At 40.0% G+C, this 19,023-nt stretch carries 21 protein-coding genes; 17 read left to right on the top strand and 4 right to left on the bottom strand.

Annotated features, from left to right (window positions below; all coding sequences use genetic code 11):
• Positions 1-188: 188 nt before the first annotated feature.
• From IPJ16_04310 to IPJ16_04300, 3 genes are all read left to right on the top strand, one after another.
• Positions 189-1,181: a PorP/SprF family type IX secretion system membrane protein gene (locus tag IPJ16_04310; GenBank protein MBK7626412.1), complete on the top strand. Its 993-nt coding sequence runs from the start codon at positions 189-191 to the stop codon at positions 1,179-1,181.
• Positions 1,182-1,373: 192 nt separating this feature from the next.
• Complete coding sequence (locus IPJ16_04305; protein MBK7626411.1) at positions 1,374-1,967, top strand: OmpH family outer membrane protein; 594 nt, start codon at positions 1,374-1,376, stop codon at positions 1,965-1,967.
• A gap of 6 nt (positions 1,968-1,973) precedes the next feature.
• Positions 1,974-3,233 (top strand): glycosyltransferase family 2 protein, encoded by a 1,260-nt coding sequence (locus IPJ16_04300; GenBank protein ID MBK7626410.1) that lies wholly within the window; start codon positions 1,974-1,976, stop codon positions 3,231-3,233.
• A 5-nt stretch (positions 3,234-3,238) separates the two neighbouring features.
• Here the strand turns inward: IPJ16_04300 and IPJ16_04295 are convergent, their stop codons facing one another.
• Genes IPJ16_04295 through thiF form a run of 3 tightly spaced genes read right to left on the bottom strand, consistent with a single transcriptional unit; the run spans position 3,239 to position 4,409 of the window.
• Positions 3,239-3,577, bottom strand: coding sequence for a septum formation initiator family protein (locus tag IPJ16_04295; GenBank protein ID MBK7626409.1), 339 nt, complete (start codon positions 3,575-3,577; stop codon positions 3,239-3,241).
• 26 nt (positions 3,578-3,603) lie between these two features.
• Positions 3,604-3,807 (bottom strand): sulfur carrier protein ThiS, encoded by a 204-nt coding sequence (locus IPJ16_04290; GenBank protein MBK7626408.1) that lies wholly within the window; start codon positions 3,805-3,807, stop codon positions 3,604-3,606.
• An 11-nt stretch (positions 3,808-3,818) separates the two neighbouring features.
• Positions 3,819-4,409 carry a sulfur carrier protein ThiS adenylyltransferase ThiF gene (thiF, locus tag IPJ16_04285; GenBank protein ID MBK7626407.1) on the bottom strand — a complete coding sequence of 197 codons (591 nt, stop codon included), beginning with the start codon at positions 4,407-4,409 and terminating at the stop codon, positions 3,819-3,821.
• Between the two features lie 179 nt (positions 4,410-4,588).
• Here thiF and IPJ16_04280 point away from each other — a divergent pair, with 179 nt between their 5' ends.
• From IPJ16_04280 to IPJ16_04235, 10 genes are all read left to right on the top strand, one after another.
• Positions 4,589-6,742: an aldehyde:ferredoxin oxidoreductase gene (locus tag IPJ16_04280; GenBank protein ID MBK7626406.1), complete on the top strand. Its 2,154-nt coding sequence runs from the start codon at positions 4,589-4,591 to the stop codon at positions 6,740-6,742.
• Between the two features lie 7 nt (positions 6,743-6,749).
• Positions 6,750-7,289 carry a DUF1697 domain-containing protein gene (locus IPJ16_04275; protein MBK7626405.1) on the top strand — a complete coding sequence of 180 codons (540 nt, stop codon included), beginning with the start codon at positions 6,750-6,752 and terminating at the stop codon, positions 7,287-7,289.
• 119 nt (positions 7,290-7,408) lie between these two features.
• The gene (locus IPJ16_04270) at positions 7,409-7,801 is read left to right on the top strand and encodes a LysR family transcriptional regulator (GenBank protein MBK7626404.1); all 393 of its coding nucleotides are present in this window, start codon (positions 7,409-7,411) and stop codon (positions 7,799-7,801) included.
• Complete coding sequence (wtpA, locus tag IPJ16_04265) at positions 7,798-8,760, top strand: tungstate ABC transporter substrate-binding protein WtpA (protein ID MBK7626403.1); 963 nt, start codon at positions 7,798-7,800, stop codon at positions 8,758-8,760. Before IPJ16_04270 ends, wtpA begins: the two co-directional genes overlap by 4 nt.
• Positions 8,761-8,767: 7 nt before the next feature.
• Complete coding sequence (locus IPJ16_04260; GenBank protein MBK7626402.1) at positions 8,768-9,577, top strand: ABC transporter permease; 810 nt, start codon at positions 8,768-8,770, stop codon at positions 9,575-9,577.
• On the top strand, positions 9,564-10,619 hold the full coding sequence (locus IPJ16_04255) for an ABC transporter ATP-binding protein (protein MBK7626401.1): 1,056 nt from the start codon (positions 9,564-9,566) through the stop codon (positions 10,617-10,619). Before IPJ16_04260 ends, IPJ16_04255 begins: the two co-directional genes overlap by 14 nt.
• 79 nt (positions 10,620-10,698) lie before the next feature.
• Positions 10,699-11,880, top strand: coding sequence for a molybdopterin molybdotransferase MoeA (locus tag IPJ16_04250; GenBank protein ID MBK7626400.1), 1,182 nt, complete (start codon positions 10,699-10,701; stop codon positions 11,878-11,880).
• Complete coding sequence (locus tag IPJ16_04245; protein MBK7626399.1) at positions 11,864-12,664, top strand: radical SAM protein; 801 nt, start codon at positions 11,864-11,866, stop codon at positions 12,662-12,664. Before IPJ16_04250 ends, IPJ16_04245 begins: the two co-directional genes overlap by 17 nt.
• Positions 12,665-12,669: 5 nt before the next feature.
• Entirely contained in the window at positions 12,670-13,116 is a 447-nt protein-coding gene (gene moaC / locus IPJ16_04240; GenBank protein MBK7626398.1) for a cyclic pyranopterin monophosphate synthase MoaC, read from the top strand.
• Positions 13,113-13,625 carry a MogA/MoaB family molybdenum cofactor biosynthesis protein gene (locus IPJ16_04235; GenBank protein MBK7626397.1) on the top strand — a complete coding sequence of 171 codons (513 nt, stop codon included), beginning with the start codon at positions 13,113-13,115 and terminating at the stop codon, positions 13,623-13,625. The genes moaC and IPJ16_04235 overlap by 4 nt, the downstream gene beginning before the upstream one ends.
• On the opposite strand, the gene IPJ16_04230 is transcribed toward IPJ16_04235, so the two are convergent.
• On the bottom strand, positions 13,622-14,911 hold the full coding sequence (locus IPJ16_04230; protein ID MBK7626396.1) for a DUF5103 domain-containing protein: 1,290 nt from the start codon (positions 14,909-14,911) through the stop codon (positions 13,622-13,624). The genes IPJ16_04235 and IPJ16_04230 overlap by 4 nt on opposite strands.
• Before the next feature lie 199 nt (positions 14,912-15,110).
• Here IPJ16_04230 and IPJ16_04225 point away from each other — a divergent pair, with 199 nt between their 5' ends.
• From IPJ16_04225 to IPJ16_04210, 4 genes are read left to right on the top strand one after another with little or no spacing between them, the layout of a single operon-like run.
• Entirely contained in the window at positions 15,111-16,463 is a 1,353-nt protein-coding gene (locus IPJ16_04225; GenBank protein MBK7626395.1) for a Na(+)-translocating NADH-quinone reductase subunit A, read from the top strand.
• 22 nt (positions 16,464-16,485) lie between these two features.
• Positions 16,486-17,661, top strand: coding sequence for an NADH:ubiquinone reductase (Na(+)-transporting) subunit B (locus IPJ16_04220; protein ID MBK7626394.1), 1,176 nt, complete (start codon positions 16,486-16,488; stop codon positions 17,659-17,661).
• Positions 17,658-18,359, top strand: coding sequence for an NADH:ubiquinone reductase (Na(+)-transporting) subunit C (gene nqrC / locus IPJ16_04215; protein MBK7626393.1), 702 nt, complete (start codon positions 17,658-17,660; stop codon positions 18,357-18,359). Before IPJ16_04220 ends, nqrC begins: the two co-directional genes overlap by 4 nt.
• Positions 18,360-18,362: 3 nt before the next feature.
• Positions 18,363-19,016, top strand: coding sequence for an NADH:ubiquinone reductase (Na(+)-transporting) subunit D (locus IPJ16_04210; protein ID MBK7626392.1), 654 nt, complete (start codon positions 18,363-18,365; stop codon positions 19,014-19,016).
• Positions 19,017-19,023: the final 7 nt, after the last annotated feature.

Here is a 19,023-nt window from a genome sequence, read left to right as displayed (position 1 = left end):
AAGATTACCTGCGACTGTTTATATTGTTTTTCATTCATCAAATAATAGACATCATTAGTCTAACAATTTCACTCGTTTATTAAAAACTTGATGGAATGAGGCCCCTTTGCAGATAAAAATCAAAGATTTCTAAGGAATTTTGAATTCAATTCACTATTTTCGTCTTTGTAAAACTAACGGGACCGATCTTGGTTAAGAGGATTATATATTTAACCGTACTGTCATTCATCATAATTACAGATATTTTTGGTCAGGATCCTACATTCTCCCAATTTTACGCTAATAAATTATACTTATCCCCATCTTTTGCAGGTGCTACCGAGGAATATCGTTTTGCTCTGAACTTCAGAAACCAGTGGCCCGGAATTCCAAACAGCAAGTTTCATACATACAATGTCTCCTTTGAGAAAGCAATGCCCAATTTCAACTCAGGTATTGGTATACTGGCAAATTACGACGTAGCCGGCTCCGGTGACCTGAGTACAACAAATATAGGACTTCTCTATTCTTACGATTTTAATATAAACAGGGAATGGCATATCAGACCTGGTGTCAATTTCAAATTCTATTATCTCGGCCTCAATTTCTATAAGCTGATCTTCCCAAGTCAGATTACCGGCACCGGAACTTCACCTTCTATATCACCTCCGCCTTTCGATCATGTTGCAGATGTCGATTTTGCCACATCAGCTCTTGTTTATAATGAAAGGATCTGGGCAGGATTTACTCTCGATCATTTGCTCGCTCCTAAAACATCTTTATATGGAGATGAAGCTACTATTCCGGTTAAATTCAATCTATACGGAGGCGTTCAGGTACTTAAAAAAACAAGGTTGAGGCAGAAGATGCAGGAAGTACTTTCTGTCGCAATGAACTTCCAGAAACAGGGCAGATTCATACAGTCCGATATAGGAATGTATTATTATAAAGATCCTCTCGTTTTTGGTTTGTGGTACAGAGGTATTCCGCTTATAACATCACAGGCCGGAGATGCAGTAATCGGGTTGCTTGGTATAAAAACACAAGCTTTCCAGATTGGTTATAGCTACGATTTTACAATATCTAACCTGATAAGCTCAACATCGGGTGCGCATGAGATTTCCCTTATCTACGAATTCAATAATCTCTCAATCGGACAGCAACGGAAGCGTTTCAAAGCTATACCATGTCCCGAATTCTAGGATTACTCTAAAGGCATTACGGCATTATGGTGTTACGGCTTTACGGCACTGACTGTTTTGCCCTTATGCCTTTACGCCGCTACGCCTTTTCGCCTTTAAGTCAACATGCTAATTTTATTTCTTTTAGCTAGTCTGATTTATTTATTTGTTTATATTTGCGCCTTACTAATGTTTAACAAATATTCAATTTAAATGAAGAATCTATCAATAGCTCTGTTTGCTGTTCTCTTTTTAGCAGTTATCGGTCTTTATTTTCTGCATTTTACAGGAAATAAAAAAAGTAAAACTTCAGATGGCTCAGTAAATGAGCTACCAGCAGGAGGAATTGCTTATGTCAATATCGATACTGTAATATTCCGGTTTGATATGTTTGCCGACAGAAGAGAAGAGCTTGTTACAAAGCAGAAGAGTGCCGAAGCCGAGCTTAATTCGAAGGGAACTCAGTATGAAAAGGGTGTAAGGGATTATCAGGATAAAGTAAACAAGGGATTGGTAACAAGAGCTACAGCAGCTCAGATGGAGCAGGCACTTACTCAGCAGCAGCAGGAATTGCTTACTCTCCGCGATAATTTACAGTCAAACCTTATGGAAGAGGAGCAGGTTATGAACCGTCAGATTCTTGAGTATATCACAACATTCCTTGAGGAAAACAAAGCAACTTACAATTACCAGTTCATCCTTGGTAAAAGCTTTGGAAGTGTTGTACTTTACGGCGACAGCGGATTGGATATTACACAGAAAGTGCTTGATGCAATAAACGTTAAGTACCAGGCTGAGAAAAAATAAATTCATATGGGTTTTGCCTCGACCTGGCTTAATGAGAGGGCATTATTCCCTCAGATAATTAATGAGGTACCTGATAAACAGACAGGTATAATAGTTGTCGTTCCTTCGTATAATGAACCGGACATTGTCAGACTGCTTGAATCACTTATTCTATGTGAAAGGCCTGGCTGTAAGGTTGAAGTAATAATAGTTGTTAATGCACCCAATGATGCTTCAGAAGAGTGCCTCGAAAACAACAGATTAACTATATCAGACATAGAGAGCTGGAAGAAAGAACATTCAGATTGTTTCTTCCGGCTTTTTGCTTTCACAGCCGACTCATCAGTAAAGGATTGGGGCGTGGGGCTGGCCAGAAAAACAGGAATGGATGAGGCTGTCAGACGGTTTAATTCTATAGACAGGCCTGAAGGCATTATTCTGAATCTTGATGCCGACTGTCTGGTGGCTAAGAACTATTTTACAGCTGTATATTCTGAATTCTTAAAAAGAAAGGACAGATCAGCCTGTTCAATTTATTTCGAGCATCCCCTGGAAGGAGATGATTTTCCCCGTTCTGTATATGAATCGATTGCACAGTATGAGCTGCATCTCAGATACTATTTTCAGAGCCTTGCCTTCACAGGATTTCCGTGGATCTTTCATACAGTAGGTTCAGCAATCGCTGTCAGGGCCTTACCTTATATTAAAGCAGGCGGAATGAACCGTAAACAGGCTGGTGAGGATTTCTACTTTATCCAGAAACTGGTTCCTGCAGGTGGTTATTTCAGCCTTAATTCAACTGCAGTGTACCCTTCTCCGCGCCCTTCGTTCAGGGTTCCATTCGGCACAGGTGCTTCAATTGAGAAACTCTCCAAGGAAGAAAGTACTGTTGTTATGACTTATAATATGGAGTCGTTTACTGAACTAAGAGCATATTTTGCCATGACTGAAAAGTTCTTCAGGTGTAAGGCAGAGGAGCTTACAGACTGTTTTGATAACCTGCCGGAAGGAATTAAACGATTCTCGGATAAAGTTGAATGGATAAATAAACTAACTGAGATTAAGAATAATACATCGGGACTGGATTCATTCAGAAAGAGGTTTTTCGGCTGGTTTAATATGTTCAGAATTGTTAAGTATCTTAATTTTGTTCATCCTGAATTGTTTGAAAAACAACCTGTTGTCGTCTCTGCGTCACTCTTGCTCCAAACAATTGGTGCAAACTGTAATTCTGAGGACCCGGTTGAATTGCTGAAATATTTCAGAAAGCTGGAAAGACCAGTTTGAACAGATTAGTTATTCCTTCTTGTAATCTTACGGTCTTCAGAAGGTGTTAGAATTATATAGAGGTCTTCATCAGGCTTTTTCATACGGTATTGCTCTCTGGCAAATTTCTCGAGATTCTGATTGTCCGTCTTTAACTCATGAAGCTTCTTTTTGTCAGTTTCAATCTTATTGATATAATATTCCCTGTCTATCTTTAGTTTATGTAACTCCCTCATTTCTTTATATCTGGCTATGAGGTTGTTGGAATCAAAAAGCAGCAGCCACACAACAAAAATGGCTATTGTCAGAATGTATTTATTCCTTAAAACCGGCGGGACTTTTTCTATGAAATTAAACCTCTGCATCACGGTACAAACCTACAATATTTTTTCTAACCTCCACTCATGAGGTAAAGCATCTGAACATTATCGCCGTTATTAATAACAGTTGTATCATAGGCCTCTTTCGTTATCAGATTACCATTTATTTTGATTATCCTCATCCTGAATGAGAATTTTTTCATTAATAGCATCTCGGATACTGTTATAGAGTCCTGATTAAACTCCTCGTCCCTGTTATTAAGTACTATTTTCACCTGTTCTTACACTAAATTCCGATATTCATCAAAAGCTCAATTACAACGTTTGCCTGCATGCTGGCAACCATCCCAACCCTCGGTGCCATTGGCGGTATATCCTCAGAAACTTCAGTTGATTCGTCACCGCATACATAAAGAGTATTGTCAATCTTTCTGTATCTGATAAGCTCCGAGTTTCCCCATCCTGCCATTCCCGATCCTATTATTAATGGTACCCCCGGCATTTTTGTCTGAACAGTTTCAATAAGCATCTCTTTCATGACTGAGCTGTCAAACGCTTCTACTATTATATTACAGCCGGAGAATATTTCGGGAATATTAAACCGGTCAAGCCTTTTTTGATGAGCAATAACAAACACATCAGGATTTATGCGGGAAATATTCTCTTTCAAAGCTATAGTTTTCATCTGGCCGATCTGATCAGTAAAATAATACTGCCTGTTAAGATTCAGTGCTTCAATAATATCAAAATCAGCTATAATCAGGGTACCAACTCCACTTCTGGCAAGCGCAACAGCACAATTGGAGCCTAGTCCGCCGGCACCGGCTATCCCAACACTGAATCTGCTAAGGTGTGATTTGATTTCAGAAAACCTCATGGTTAATCATTTTCCGATATAAAGATACTCACAAATACAAATTAATGCAATGGGTTGAATCCTCATCTTACGTTATGCAATCTAAAGCATATTGATTTAAATCATATTAATTTTTCACTCAGTTTAATACCTTTGATCTCTCTAACAACCATTAACGTACTAAATTAAATATCAGGAAAATGGACATAGCATCTATCAAAAACCAGCATAAGCTGATTAAGGCTTGGGAGTATAAATGGACTCCTCTTGATAAAGGCTACACCGACAAGATCCTTTATATTAATGTTGGTACTCCGGAGATTAAGGAAAAGAGTGTCCCTGCTGTAATGAAAGAGAAATTCATAGGCGGAAAGGGGTATGGTCTGAGGCTGCTATGGGATGCAACAAAACCAGATACAAAATGGGATGATCCTGAAAATGAGATTATCATTTCATCTGGTCCAATCGGTGGCATAACACAGTATTCCGGCACAGGCAAATCGCTTGTTGTAACAATATCGCCTCAGACTGACTCTGTAATGGACAGCAATGTTGGAGGTTTTTTTGGTCCGTTCCTGAAGTTCTCAGGCTTTGATGCAATTGAATTGCAGGGCAAAGCGGAGAAAGATGTAATAGTATTTATAGATGGTATTAATCATAAAATTGAAATATTCGAAGCTCCGGATGAAGCTTCCGACAGCCATGTGCTGGCTGAACAGCTTACAGAGATCTTTGCTGATAATGACAATGAGAAAAAGTCAATCGGTGTAGTATCAGCAGGATCTGCAGCTGAGCATTCGCTGATTGGAATGCTCAACTTCAGCTTTTATGATCTAAAAAGAAAAAAAGTACGGCTGAAACAAGCAGGAAGGGGAGGAATAGGTACTGTATTCCGCAATAAAAGGATCAAAGCACTTGTATGTAAAATACCAGGTGTAAAGGGAAACCTGAATAACGTGGTGGATCTCGATGCCATAATGGAAAGGGGCAAAAGATTTAACAGGGAGATGCGCGAGCTTGATGATAAACAGTGCCAGATGAGGCAGACAGGAACAGCACACCTTATGGAGATAATGAATGATCACGACCTGTTACCTGTTATGAATTATAAATTTGGCAGTCATCCTGATGCATTTAAGATCGACTCTTCTGTATGGAAAAGTCACTTCACTCAGAATATCCCTGATGGCTGCTGGATTGGCTGCAACATGTCGTGCAGTAAAGGCATTGATGATTATATAGTTAAGACCGGACCCTACAAAGGCAAAACTGTTATTGTCGACGGACCTGAATATGAGAATGCTGCAGGACTGGGAGCTAATTGCGGCATCTTTGATCCGGGATATATAATCGAGACGAATTTCTATTGCGACACTTACGGAATATGCACAATCACCTGGAGCACTCTTACTGCTTTTATTATGGAGTGTTATCAGAATGGCATTCTTAATAAGGAGAGAACCGGAGGACTGGAACTAAATTTCGGCAATTCGGAGGCTGCATTGGAAATGCTCCACCAGCTGGCACGTGGTGAAGGTTTTGGCAAGATTGCTGGAACAGGTGTGAGAAAGATGAAAGAACTTTTCATAAAGAATGGCTGGGGCGATACAGACTTACTGAATGACATAGGGATGGAAAACAAGGGACTTGAATACTCCCAGTATATGCCTAAGGAATCACTTGCACAGCAGGGCGGATTCGCGCTTACAAACAAAGGTCCGCAGCACGATGAAGCCTGGCTGATATTTATGGATATGGTTAATAATCAGATTCCTACATTTGAAAATAAAGCAGAGGCACTTCATTATTTCCCTATGTTCCGCACATGGTTTGGACTTGTCGGGCTATGTAAACTGCCATGGAATGATGTTGAACCCGAAAATAATGCAACAAGTGATGAGCCGGCTAAAGTACCTGAACACGTTGATAATTATGTAACAATATACAAGGCAGTTACAGGCAGGGATTTTGATAAGTTCAGGATGATTGAAGATTCGGAACGAGTATATAATTTTCAGAGAGTATTTAACCTTCGCCGGGGCTACGGTAAACGGGTAAATGATAATCAGCCTTACCGGGCAGCAGGACCTGTCACCAAAGAAGAATATGAATCACGCGCTGAACGGTATGACAAACAGCTTCAGGAAAAGGTTGGATTCAGTACCGCAGGAAAGACCACCGAAGATAAAATGAAAGTGCTTCGTAAATATCGTGAAGATCAGTACGAAAGACTCAGAGACGCAGTATACAGACGAAGGGGATGGAATAACAACGGTGTGCCTACAATTGCTCATCTCAAAAAAATCGGAATGGATTTTCCTGAAGTGTTAGATGTCGTTAAAGACTACCAGTAGAATACTGATGAAATCCTACATCTCTTTTCTTCGTGGTGTAAATATGACAGGTCATAATTCAATTAAAATGACCGATCTGGCTGCGCTCTATAATAGTTTGGGCTTCAGTGAAGTACGTACTTATATTCAAAGTGGTAACGTTTTGTTCAGCGACAATAGAGGAATTTCTGAATCTGATATTGCACAATTAATTGAAAAGGAGATCCTTAATAAGTTCAGTTTTGTAGTCCCTGCAATGATTCGCTCAGTTGAGGAATTGAAAGCTCTTCTTTCGGTAAATCCATTCCTGGATGAAATGGATTTTGACCCGTCTAAAATGGCAGTAATATTTCTTCATGCAAAGCCATCTGATATCCAGATTGATAAGGTCAGCAACATCAATTATCCTCCCGATAAATTCCTGATCACAGGATCAGAGATATTCATCTTCTGTCCGAATGGATTTGGCAAAACCAAATTGTATACAAACTTCTTCGAGAAGAAAATGGGTGTGACAGGTACTGCCAGAAACTGGAAGACAATCACAGCAATTCTGCAAATGGTGTAAATCCGGGTTTCTAAAAAATAATAATCAATGTGTTACCATACCGATATGCAAATGTTTTACATTTGCATATCGTAGGGACGCATTATTATGCGTCCCAACATAATCATAATTCGTTAATTATGGCAGGTCCCAAAGGTTCAAAATACTACGACATCTTCCTGAAACAGCAGATCCGGCTGGTGACACGAGAGGATGATACAATTATCAGTGAAGAAGGCTTTACGCTTCTCACAGAAATAAAGAAAGAACAATCTATTGTGGCTGCAGCCCGTAATATGGATATCAGCTACAGGAAGGCATGGGGACTTCTCAGGCAAATAGAAAATGTTTTAGGGTTTCAGCTCGTTGGCAAACACCGTGGAGGGAAAGCAGGCGGGAAAACAGACCTTACTTCAGAGGGGGTGGAGCTGACAAACGCTTATATTGATCTTAAAGCAGAACTTGAAGATAATGTTCATGATACAGTAAAATCCTTTTTCAAAAGGATTAACAAAATCGCTGAAAGAGAATGAAGCGGGTATTCATTTATTCATTATTTACTGTTATTTTAATAACAGCATGCAGAAACAGTGGCTCAGGTAGATCAGGGGAGATAATAATCTTTCATGCCGGCAGTCTTTCAGTGCCGTTCAAGCAGCTGAAGGATGAGTATGAAAAGAAAAACCCCGGCATCAAAATACTTCTTGAACCTGCCGGAAGCCTGGTGTGTGCAAGAAAAATCACGGAGCTTAAGAAACCATGTGATATTATGGCTTCTGCCGACTATTTTGTTATAAATGAGCTTCTTATACCTGAGTATGCAAGCTGGAGCATCAGGTTTGCGACTAATGAAATTGTAATCGCTTACAATGATAAATCAAAGTATTCTTCAGAGATAACCTCTAATAACTGGATTGAAATCCTTTCGAGAGATGATGTAATATATGCCCGGGCAGAACCCGATTTCGACCCTTGCGGATACAGAACTGTTTTATCATTTAAGCTTGCGGAGAAGTTCTATGACTACCCCGGACTAACAGAAAAATTGATAACAAAAAACAGGGATTTTATCAGGCCCAAAGAGGTTGACCTTATTGCGCTTATCGAGTCAAATGCTATTGACTATATGTTTCAATATAAGTCAGTTGCCATACAGCACGATTTGAAATATATCGACCTTCCTGATGAAATTAACCTTTCTAATCCCAATATGAATGATAATTACAATACAGTTTCACTGGATGTGGCAGGAAGCACCCCCGGTTCAAAAATGACTGTTAAGGGTGACTTTATTAATTATAGTCTGACTATTCCGGAGGTTGCTGCAAATAAGGATGAGGCACTTAAATTTGTAGGTTTTATACTTAGTAATGAAGGGATTGAAATCTTCAGGAAGAACGGGCAGGAACCAATAATTCCGTTTTCCTCAGAGCAATATGATAAGCTTCCGCGGCAATTTCAAAGGTACCTGAAAGATACTAAAATGAATTAATCCTTTTATGAAAAGGTACGGACCATTCAACTGGATACTTCTTCTACTCTCTTCGCTGGTGCTGCTTTTTCTTGTCGCACCTCTTGTTGGTATGTTTTTACATACCGCACCTGGGGAGTTTTTTGAGACAGCTGCCGATAAGGAGGTACAGGCCAGTATCTGGCTTACAGTATGGGTTTCATTCTCTGCAACATTTTTGTTTGCACTGGCTGCTGTTCCGTTTTCGTGGATCCTTGCCCGTAAATCATTTCCGCTGAAAAGTGTTGTACAGGGAATTATTGATTTACCGGTCGTACTGCCTCACACTGCAGCAGGGATTGCACTTCTTGGTTTTATCTCCAGAGATGGCATACTTGGAAAAGCTGCCTCCGCATTTGGATTAAGTCTTGTAAATAATCCTGCCGGTATTGCTATCGCTATGGCCTTTGTGAGTCTCCCGTTCCTCATAAACTCTGCCCGTGAAGGATTTGCAGCAGTACCGGAGAGACTTGAAAAGGCAGCACTTAATCTTGGTGCAAGCCGTTCCCGTGTGTTCTTTACAATTTCCCTTCCACTGGCGTGGAGAAGCATAATGACCGGATTTGTAATGATGTTTGCCAGGGGAATGAGCGAGTTCGGCGCAGTAGTGATCATCGCCTATCATCCAATGATTGCCCCGGTACTTATTTATGACAGATTCAGCTCTTTTGGACTTAATTATGCGCGTCCGGCCGCTGTTCTGTTTATCATTGTGGCTCTTGTTGTTTTTACTGTTCTGAGATTACTGTCGGAGAAACGAAAACCTGTAATTGCAAAATCAGAGTATGCTGACTCTTAAGAAAATATCGAAGAAGATGGGAGATTTCCATTTGAAAGATATTGATCTGGAGATATCTGAAGGGACATACTATGTGCTTCTGGGAAGGTCGGGTTCAGGAAAAACACAGTTACTTGAGCTTATTGCAGGACTGACTGATCCGGATTCCGGCGAATTGTGGCTTGATGGCGAGAATATCACTCATAAGCGGCTTCAGAAAAGAGGCATCGGACTTGTGTTTCAGGATTATGCCATTTTCCCGAATATGACAGTATTCGGAAATATAGCATATTCCCTGCATGCAGGAAAAGAGTCTGAATCGAAGATAAAAGAGAGGGTAAACAGTGTTGCGGATGATCTTAATATCTCACATTTGCTCGCACGTAGTACACACAATCTCTCCGGGGGGGAGCTTCAGAGAGTTGCTCTGGCACGTACATTAATTACATCTCCCAGGCTGCTTCTTCTCGATGAACCAATGGCCTCTATAGATGCGAGCCTGAAGGATGGTATAAAACGTTTATTACGCAGGCTTAATAAACAGGGACTCACTATTATACACGTAACACACGACTACAGGGAAGCATTAAGTCTCTCTTCAAGGGTAGGTGTAATTCACAATGGCAGGATAATTCAGGAAGGAAGTCCGCTTGAAGTATTCAGGAAACCGGTAAATAAATTTGTTGCAAGATATTCAGGGATAAGGAACTTCTTCAGGGTTGACTACATAATTAGAGACAGAAAATGGATAGCTGTCTCTGAGAATAATACAATATTTAATGTAAAGGGAAGCTTTTCTGAAGGCGAAGGATTACTTTTGCTGAGAAGTGATGAAATCAGAATATCTCTCAATCCACCTGCAGGATCATCCAACTGTTTAAAGGGGATTGTAAAAGATATGCTTCCATCGGAATACGGGATGGAAATTACTGTCGATACAGGAGATATATTTTATATCGACATATCTGCTGAATCGTTCAGACAACAGCCTTTAAGTGAGTTATCTGAGGTATGGATAACATTTTCAGAGGAGGCGGGAATTGCATTGCAGGGAGATAAATAGGAAAATATGAAAGGTTATGTAGGGCGAAGTCGTGACTTTGCCTTTATCAAAATTCAAAGTTCAAAATTCAAAATTCAAAATGAAAGTAATATCATTCGAAGAAGCATATAAAATCGTGATGAGCAAGGTCACCCTGAAGGAGGCCGAAACAGTCTCTTTTATTGAATCCCTGGGCCGTATTCTTGCAGAGGATGTCTCAAGCGACATGGATATGCCGCCCTTCGATAAGGCAACAGTCGACGGATTTGCATGCAGGAAAGCTGATCTTGGAAATGAGCTTGAAATACTCGAGACTATAGCTGCCGGGATGCAGCCTGAAAAGGTAGTTTCAGTAAATCAGAGCTCAAGAATAATGACAGGAGCTGCAGTTCCAGAAGGTGCTGATGTGGTCTTTATGGTTGAGGATTCGGTAATTCTTCCATCAGGAAAAGTGAAGTACACGGGGTCGTTCACCAAAGAAAATATAGCCTTTAAAGCAGAGGATATTAAAACCGGAGATGTTGTACTTAGAAAAGGGCAGCTGATTCGTCCACAGGAGATTGCAGTAATGGCTGCAGTCGGCTGTACCTCTGTGGCAGTTAACAAAAAACCGGTTGTAGCTGTAATAAGTTCCGGAGATGAACTGGTAGAACCATATACAAAACCCGGGATCAGCCAGATAAGAAATTCAAATGCTTATCAGCTTCTTGCCCAGCTGCTTAGGGCAGGAGCACTTGGTAAGTATTTTGGTATTGCCCGTGATGACAAGCAGGCAACTTTTGAGCTTTTAATACAGGCGATAAAAGAATGCGATATTGTATTACTTACAGGTGGTGTTTCAATGGGTGATTTCGATTTTATTCCCGGTGTAATGGAGAGTGCTGGTGTAGAAATCCTTTTTTCCAGAATTAATGTGCAGCCCGGAAAACCTACAACCTTTGGGGTACATCCTGAGGCGCTTGTTTTCGGATTGCCCGGTAATCCGGTTTCTTCATTTACCCAGTTCGAACTTCTTGTGAGGCCCCTTATCTGTAAAATGATGGGACATGATCTTAATCCGCATTCCATTCAATTGCCTATGGAAGTATCTTTCACGCGCAGACTTGCTGACAGGCGTGCTTTTATTCCTGTAAGTTTTACAAAAAATGGCATGGTGTCACCAGTGGAATATCATGGTTCAGCACACATTTCGGCTTTATCGCTGGCTGATGGACTTATATCCCTGGACCCCGGTAAAAAAAGTATAGAGAAAGGAGAGATTGTAAGTGTACGACAGGTTTAACAGAAATATAAACTACCTCCGCATTTCAGTAACCGACCGCTGTAACCTTCGATGCAGCTACTGTATGCCCGAAGAAGGGATTCAGTTACTCAGACATGCGGATATTCTGACTTTTGATGAGATTACAAGTTTCACAAAAGCCGCTGTAGAAAATGGAGTAACAAAGGTCCGTCTTACGGGAGGTGAACCTCTTGTGAGAAAGGGTATTACTGCACTCGTGAGAATGATTTCAGATATCCCCGGTATTACAGATCTTTCAATGACTACTAACGGCATTATGCTTAAGCAATATGCTGCGGAACTTAAGTCAGCCGGTCTGCACAGGGTAAATATAAGTCTCGATACTGTAGACCCTGTAAGGTTTGCAGCCATAACCAGAGAGGGAAATGTGTTTGATGTTTTTGAGGGTATTGAGGCTGCTAGAAAAGCAGATCTTCTTCCTGTAAAAATCAACTGTGTAATTATTAAATCAAAGGAAGAAGAGGATGCCAGGGGCGTAACAAAATATTGTACTGACAATAATCTTGAAATCAGGTATATCCGTCAGATGGATCTTGTCAGGGGACACTTCTCAACTGTTGAGGGAGGTACCGGCGGTGACTGTGCATTGTGCAACAGGTTAAGGCTCACAGCCAACGGAAAACTTAAACCCTGTCTCTTTGATAATATAGAATTTGATATCAGAAAGCTGGGCTATGAAGAAGCAATAAGGCAGGCAATAGAGCTGAAACCGGCATGCGGATCAGTTAATGAAACAGGAGCATTTTATAATATTGGAGGATAAAAGCTATGAAACAACTGACTCACACTGATAAACATGGTAAAGCCATAATGGTCGATGTAGGAGATAAGAAGCCGCAGCTGAGAATTGCCAAAGCCACCGGGCATATAACACTTGCAGTCGAAACTATTGAACTGATAAAAGAAAATCAGCTGAAAAAAGGTGATGTGCTCACAGTAGCTCAGTTAGCCGGGATCAGTGCTGCAAAGCAGACATCATCACTTATACCCTTATGCCATAATATTGTACTCGATAATGTAAAAGTCGATGTTGTATCTGACAAAACCGGCGTAATTATAAAAAGTGAAGTGAGATGTGAGGGCAGGACAGGAGTTGAGATGGAGGCTCTTACAGCAGTAAGTGTTGCATTGCTCACTGTTTATGACATGTGTAAGGCAGTTGACAAAAATATGGTTATCGATAATATAACCCTTACCGAAAAAATCAAGAAATGAGCATTCCTGAAAAATTTAAGATCTTGGTCATTACCCTGAGCGACAGGGCTTCAAGAGGTGAGTACGATGATCTCAGCGGGCCACGGGTAAGAGAGATCATTTCAGAATTTTTTTCATCTCTTAAGTGGGAATATAGTGTTGATCTTACACTTATTCCTGATGATGCTTCCATATTGTCGGAGCTTTTGAAAAATGCATCTGACAAGTATAACATAGTAATAACCACAGGTGGCACAGGTATTGGCCCGCGTGATATAACAGTAGAAACAGTAACACCTCTTCTCGATAAGGAAATACCAGGAATAATGGAATTCATCAGGATCAAATATGGAACCAAAAAGCCCAATGCTCTTTTAAGCAGGGGAGTGGCAGGGGTAATGGGCAAAGCACTTGTTTATACCCTTCCAGGTTCAGTAAGGGCTGTTGAAGAGTATATGACTGAAATACTTAAGACTATGAAACATACTGTTTATATGCAGTATGGGATTGATTCTCACGAAAAGCATTAATTGGCCATTCTGTTTAAAGTATTGGCTGTTACTGTACCAATGACCCTGTCGTACCTTTCACGGGGATTACGATAGTACATAAGAATTGTGTAATCATTTTCAGTTTCATAGTGGCTTCCCTCAAAAATGCCGGCAACGCTATCTGAAGTGCCATCCTTAACAAAGACATATTCATAATTATACCATCCCTGTTTCAGCAGCATTGTGCATTCATATTGTTCACTTACCTGATTATAGGTCATAAGATTATTCCTGCCGAAAGTCCAGTTGGTGAGTCCGCCTGATACATACATATTACCTCCTGCAATAGCCTGTTTTGACGGAAGAGTAAAGTAGACATTAACATAATCAGCATCGGTATCGGGTTTCTGACCCTCCTGTATGGCAATGAAATATTTTCCGTTGAAATCTTTCCAGTAAAAATAGGGTTTGAACTCCCTGTTTTCAGAAGGGAAGAGGTACACATTATAATAAGGTATAACAAAATCGATCTTTTTAACGTACTCAGTCTGGTACCTTATACTTTTAATATCAAAATACCTGAATTCATTTCCACCCTGAAAAATGTTTTTATCAGATAACGAATTGTATTTTAGTTCATTATTTCCGTAAAAATCAGGTTTCATATTTTTTTTCGCATTATCCCATCTGCCATTCTGAAGTATAAATGCATAGGTATTCCTGTATGGATCATTTATGCTGAGCCCGGAATAACTGACAGTAAAATCTATTTGCTGATGAGTGTTGTTGTCCTTTGTCATTTGCGGACGGTGTGCGGTTACATTTATCTTAACCGCATCTTCAGATACAATAAATCTTTGAGTAAAAGCAGGTTCTCCGGGTCTATCCTGCGGATAAACCAACAACACATAATTGCCCGATAATGATAAACTTACCCTTTCGTTTGGTATAGTAAGCCTATAATGATAATAATCTACAGTTGTGTTAAATGATGCCTGGTAATCTTCAATTGGATTGTCTGTGTAACCACTCATATAATCATTTGGGAAAATGTCCGACCGTTTCCAGTCCTTATCACAATGTACAAAGGTGTAATAGAATGTTTCAGCCTGATCGTTAATGAGGTCGAAGTGGAGATTCAGTTTTTCATCGCTGTTGAGTTTAATAATCGGATTGGACAGGTTCCATCCTTCCTTATATAGCTGAACAGTCCTGATCTTCTGATCGAAGATCATGCTTGAAAAAACTTCCGGATCAGAAGTATTAATCTGTCCAATTGCCGGAATGAAAGAAATAATGAAATAAAGGGATAATATAAACCTCATAAAAGGATATTCTGTTTTCTTAAAAGTAGGTGCTTATGTAAGATTTGAAAGAATATATATTTAATAACTGTAAAAATAAAAAAATGTTGTATCATATTTGGCACTTTTATTATAATGTGCCTAGGTATTTATACTTTTGTACCCTGCTGTTAATTTATTAACAGATCTTGGTAAAATATTTATAAATATAATATTTACAATGTCAATAACAGTCAGATTAAAAAAGGGGCTTGACATAAAGTTAAAGGGAGTAGCAACAAAAACCCTTGCCGGTGAGGTAGTTGCAAACCTGTATGGAGTTAAGCCTGTGGATTTTCCGGGACTGACTCCTAAACTGAATGTAAGGGAGGGTGATAAGGTGCTTGCCGGATCACCTCTTTTTCATGATAAGCTTCGTCCCGAAATATTATTCACATCTCCTGTCAGCGGGGAGGTTTTATACATTAACAGAGGTGATCGCCGCAAATTACTTGAGATAGTCATTCAGAAAGAGGGAGATGAGTATGTAGATTTCGGTAAAGCTGATGCTGCCGGATTAAGCAGGGAAAAGATCAGGGAGACTCTTCTCAAATCGGGATTATGGCCGGCAATAAGGCAGAGACCTTATAATGTTGTTGCCAATCCAAACAATGTTCCTGATGCAATTTTCATTTCCGGCTTTGATACTGCACCTCTCGCTCCTGATTATAATTTCATTATTGATAACTCACAGGAAACAAATTTCAGGAAAGGAATTGCTGCTCTTACTAAACTTACTGATGGTAAGATTAATATGATCCTGAATGGCAAAGGTGATTCTTCAGAAGTCCTGAAAAAAACATCCGGCGTTGAGATCTCATACATTTCTGGTCCTCATCCTGCAGGAAATGTTGGAATACAGATTCATCATATCAGACCAATTAATAAGGGAGATAGGGTATGGACAGTGAATCTTCAGGATGTTCTGGCAATCGGAAGACTTTTTGAGGAAGGTGCTTACAAACACGACAGAATTATAGCTCTTACCGGTTCTGAAGTACTGAATGCACAGTATTATAGAATACGCTCAGGTGCTTCTATTGCCTCAATAGTAAAAGATAATGTCAGGCCGGGGAACCTCAGGTATATAAGTGGAAACGTACTTACAGGAACAAGGATTACAGCTGACGGGTTTCTTGGATATTATGATTCGCAGGTTACAGTTATCCCTGAGGGTGATTATTATGAATTCTTTGGCTGGATGATGCCAGGTCTTAATAAATTCAGCTTCTCAAAAACATTTGCTTCAAGTCTCCTGCCACGGAAAAGTTACAGTCTCGATACTAATCTTCATGGCGGAGAAAGGGCTTTCGTCATGACAGGGATGTATGAGAAAGTGGTACCAATGGATATTTATCCGATGCAGCTTTTGAAAGCTATTCTGGCCGAGGATATTGAGTTGATGGAAAACCTTGGAATATATGAGATTGCAGAAGAAGATTTTGCACTATGTGAATATATTTGTCCATCCAAAGTTGAGATCCAGTCAATTGTTCGAAAGGGAATTGAGCTGATGATCAGGGAGATGAGTTAGTAAAACAAGATATTAATATACAATGGATTCCTTACGAAAAAAGATAGATAAGATCAAACCCCATTTTACAGAAGGTGGGAAGTTTGCCAGGTTACGTTCGGTATTTGAAGGATTTGAGTCATTCCTTTTTGTTCCTGACAAGGTTACTTTCAAAGGATCGCATATCCGCGACAGCATCGATCTGAAGAGAACAATGACAGTTGTAATAATCGCACTTCTGCCAGCATTTCTTTTCGGTTCCTATAATGCAGGTTTACAGCATTTCAGGTCACTAGGCCTTGAAACAGGTATACTCCAGAATTTCTGGTTTGGCTTTATCAGGATTCTGCCAATGGTAATTGTGAGTTATGGTGTTGGGCTTGGAATTGAATTTATTGCTGCTCAGATCAGAGGTCATGAAATAAATGAAGGATTTTTGGTTTCCGGGTTACTCATACCTATGATAATGCCAATAGATGTACCTCTGTGGATGGTTGCTATAGCAACAACATTTGCAGTGATTTTAGGGAAAGAAGTTTTCGGTGGAACAGGAATGAATATTTTCAATCCTGCTCTTCTTGCCAGGGCTTTTCTTTTCTTCAGCTATCCTGCCTGGATGTCAGGAGATAAAATATGGACCGAAGGACTAACAAAAGGACAAGGTGTGATCGATGGATTCTCAGGAGCAACACCTTTGGCTCTCAGTGCGGCAGGAGAAACAACAAAACTTCCATCCATTATGGATATGTTCATCGGCACGATCCCCGGATCTTTTGGCGAAACTTCTACTTTAGCAATTTTACTTGGTGCGCTCATACTGATAATAACAGGTATTGGCAGCTGGAAGATAATTGTGAGCGTATTTGCCGGAGGTCTGGGAATGGGACTTCTTTTAAATGCTGTGGCTGTCAATCCATATATGGAGCTTCCTTTCTATTATCATTTTGTAATGGGAGGTTTTGCTTTCGGTGCAGTTTTTATGGCAACTGATCCTGTTTCAGGTTCCCAGACAGAAAAAGGAAAGTGGATTTATGGATTCCTGATCGGAGTTCTCTCTGTACTTATTCGCGTGTTGAATCCAGCTTATCCGGAGGGAGTAATGCTTGCTATCCTGCTTATGAATGTCTTTGCACCTCTTATTGACTATTATGTTATTCAGTCGAGTATCAAAAAGAGATTGAAACGGGCTAACATCGCAACAAATAATTATACAAAATGAAAGAATTCAGTAACAGATATATATTTATTTTTTCAGCTGTTATGGTAATTGCCGTGGCAACATTGCTTTCGCTGGCTGCAACACTGCTGCAGCCTCGTCAGTTGAAAAATCTTGAAATTGAGAAAAAGAATAGTATGCTCGAATCAATTGGAGTCGAGTCATCAGCCAAAAATACAGAAGCTCTGTACGAAAAGTATATCACCGAAAGCTTTGTGATTAACACAAAGGGTGAGAAAATAGAAGGTATCGATGTTTTTAATATAGTTCAAAAAGTTGAACAGAAGAAACCCATTGATCAGCAATATCTTCCGGTATTTGGCGCTACTTCTGATAATGGTGAGCACATAATAATCATTCCTGTTGAGGGAAAGGGATTGTGGGGGCCTATCTTTGGATATGTATCGCTTAAGAAAGATATGAATACAATTTATGGTGTCACTTTTGATCATAAAGGAGAAACCCCCGGACTTGGAGCTGAGATAAATACACCGGCATTTGAAAGTATGTTTCCGGGAAAGACAATCTATCAGGATGGGAAATTTGTATCTGTAACTGTCCACAAGGGTGGCGCTGATAAATCAGATATCCATGGTGTTGATGCAATTTCCGGAGGCACTATTACAAGTAAGGGACTCGAGAAAATGCTTCAGGATTGTATTGTAAAGTATAACGATTATCTATTGAAAAACAGAAACTAGGATATGAGTAAACATGAAAAAGAACCGATGTTCTCGGCTAAAAATCTTAAACTTTTAACTGCTCCACTGGGTAGGAATAACCCAATAACAGTTCAGGTTCTGGGAATATGCTCAGCTCTGGCGGTGACAGTAAAACTGAAACCTGCTATAGTAATGGCACTGTCAGTTACAATCGTTGTGGCGGTTTCAAATGTAGTAATTGCCGCAATGAGGAAATCCATTCCTGACAGGATAAGGATTATTGTACAACTTGTGGTAATTGCAACCATGGTTATCCTCGTTGATCAGTTCCTTAAGGCTTTTGCATTTGATGTAAGCAAACAGCTCTCTGTATTTGTCGGATTGATTATTACAAACTGTATCCTGATGGGACGTCTGGAAGCTTTTGCAATGGCAAACAAACCATGGCCATCCTTTATTGACGGTTTAGGTAACGGAGCAGGTTACGGAATAATACTGATAATAGTTGCCTTCTTCAGAGAGTTGTTAGGTTCAGGAACCATTTATGGCTATCCGGTAATTTCAAAAGCAGGTATCTATAATACTGGTTATGAAAACAACGGAATGATGATCCTGCCACCGATGGCCCTCATTTTGTTAGGCCTGATAATATGGTATCAGAGAAGTAAGGATAAAAGCCTCATTGAAAATAAATAGCGATCAG

This window comes from Bacteroidales bacterium (genome assembly GCA_016709865.1).
Classification (GTDB): Bacteria; Bacteroidota; Bacteroidia; order Bacteroidales; family VadinHA17; genus LD21.
Note: the sequence above shows the minus strand (reverse complement) of the source record. Positions and strands in the feature narration are given on the sequence as shown.

Coding starts and splice junctions, on each gene's coding strand:
- IPJ16_04210 (MBK7626392.1), top strand. CDS start 18,363: ATGAGTAAACATGAAAAAGAACCGATGTTCTCGGCTAAAAATCTTAAA.
- IPJ16_04235 (MBK7626397.1), top strand. CDS start 13,113: ATGAGCATTCCTGAAAAATTTAAGATCTTGGTCATTACCCTGAGCGAC.
- IPJ16_04225 (MBK7626395.1), top strand. CDS start 15,111: ATGTCAATAACAGTCAGATTAAAAAAGGGGCTTGACATAAAGTTAAAG.
- IPJ16_04300 (MBK7626410.1), top strand. CDS start 1,974: ATGGGTTTTGCCTCGACCTGGCTTAATGAGAGGGCATTATTCCCTCAG.
- IPJ16_04255 (MBK7626401.1), top strand. CDS start 9,564: ATGCTGACTCTTAAGAAAATATCGAAGAAGATGGGAGATTTCCATTTG.
- thiF (MBK7626407.1), bottom strand. CDS start 4,409: ATGAGGTTTTCTGAAATCAAATCACACCTTAGCAGATTCAGTGTTGGG.
- IPJ16_04270 (MBK7626404.1), top strand. CDS start 7,409: ATGGCAGGTCCCAAAGGTTCAAAATACTACGACATCTTCCTGAAACAG.
- IPJ16_04305 (MBK7626411.1), top strand. CDS start 1,374: ATGAAGAATCTATCAATAGCTCTGTTTGCTGTTCTCTTTTTAGCAGTT.
- IPJ16_04280 (MBK7626406.1), top strand. CDS start 4,589: ATGGACATAGCATCTATCAAAAACCAGCATAAGCTGATTAAGGCTTGG.
- IPJ16_04230 (MBK7626396.1), bottom strand. CDS start 14,911: ATGAGGTTTATATTATCCCTTTATTTCATTATTTCTTTCATTCCGGCA.
- moaC (MBK7626398.1), top strand. CDS start 12,670: ATGAAACAACTGACTCACACTGATAAACATGGTAAAGCCATAATGGTC.
- IPJ16_04220 (MBK7626394.1), top strand. CDS start 16,486: ATGGATTCCTTACGAAAAAAGATAGATAAGATCAAACCCCATTTTACA.
- wtpA (MBK7626403.1), top strand. CDS start 7,798: ATGAAGCGGGTATTCATTTATTCATTATTTACTGTTATTTTAATAACA.
- IPJ16_04295 (MBK7626409.1), bottom strand. CDS start 3,577: ATGCAGAGGTTTAATTTCATAGAAAAAGTCCCGCCGGTTTTAAGGAAT.
- nqrC (MBK7626393.1), top strand. CDS start 17,658: ATGAAAGAATTCAGTAACAGATATATATTTATTTTTTCAGCTGTTATG.
- IPJ16_04250 (MBK7626400.1), top strand. CDS start 10,699: ATGAAAGTAATATCATTCGAAGAAGCATATAAAATCGTGATGAGCAAG.
- IPJ16_04275 (MBK7626405.1), top strand. CDS start 6,750: ATGAAATCCTACATCTCTTTTCTTCGTGGTGTAAATATGACAGGTCAT.
- IPJ16_04260 (MBK7626402.1), top strand. CDS start 8,768: ATGAAAAGGTACGGACCATTCAACTGGATACTTCTTCTACTCTCTTCG.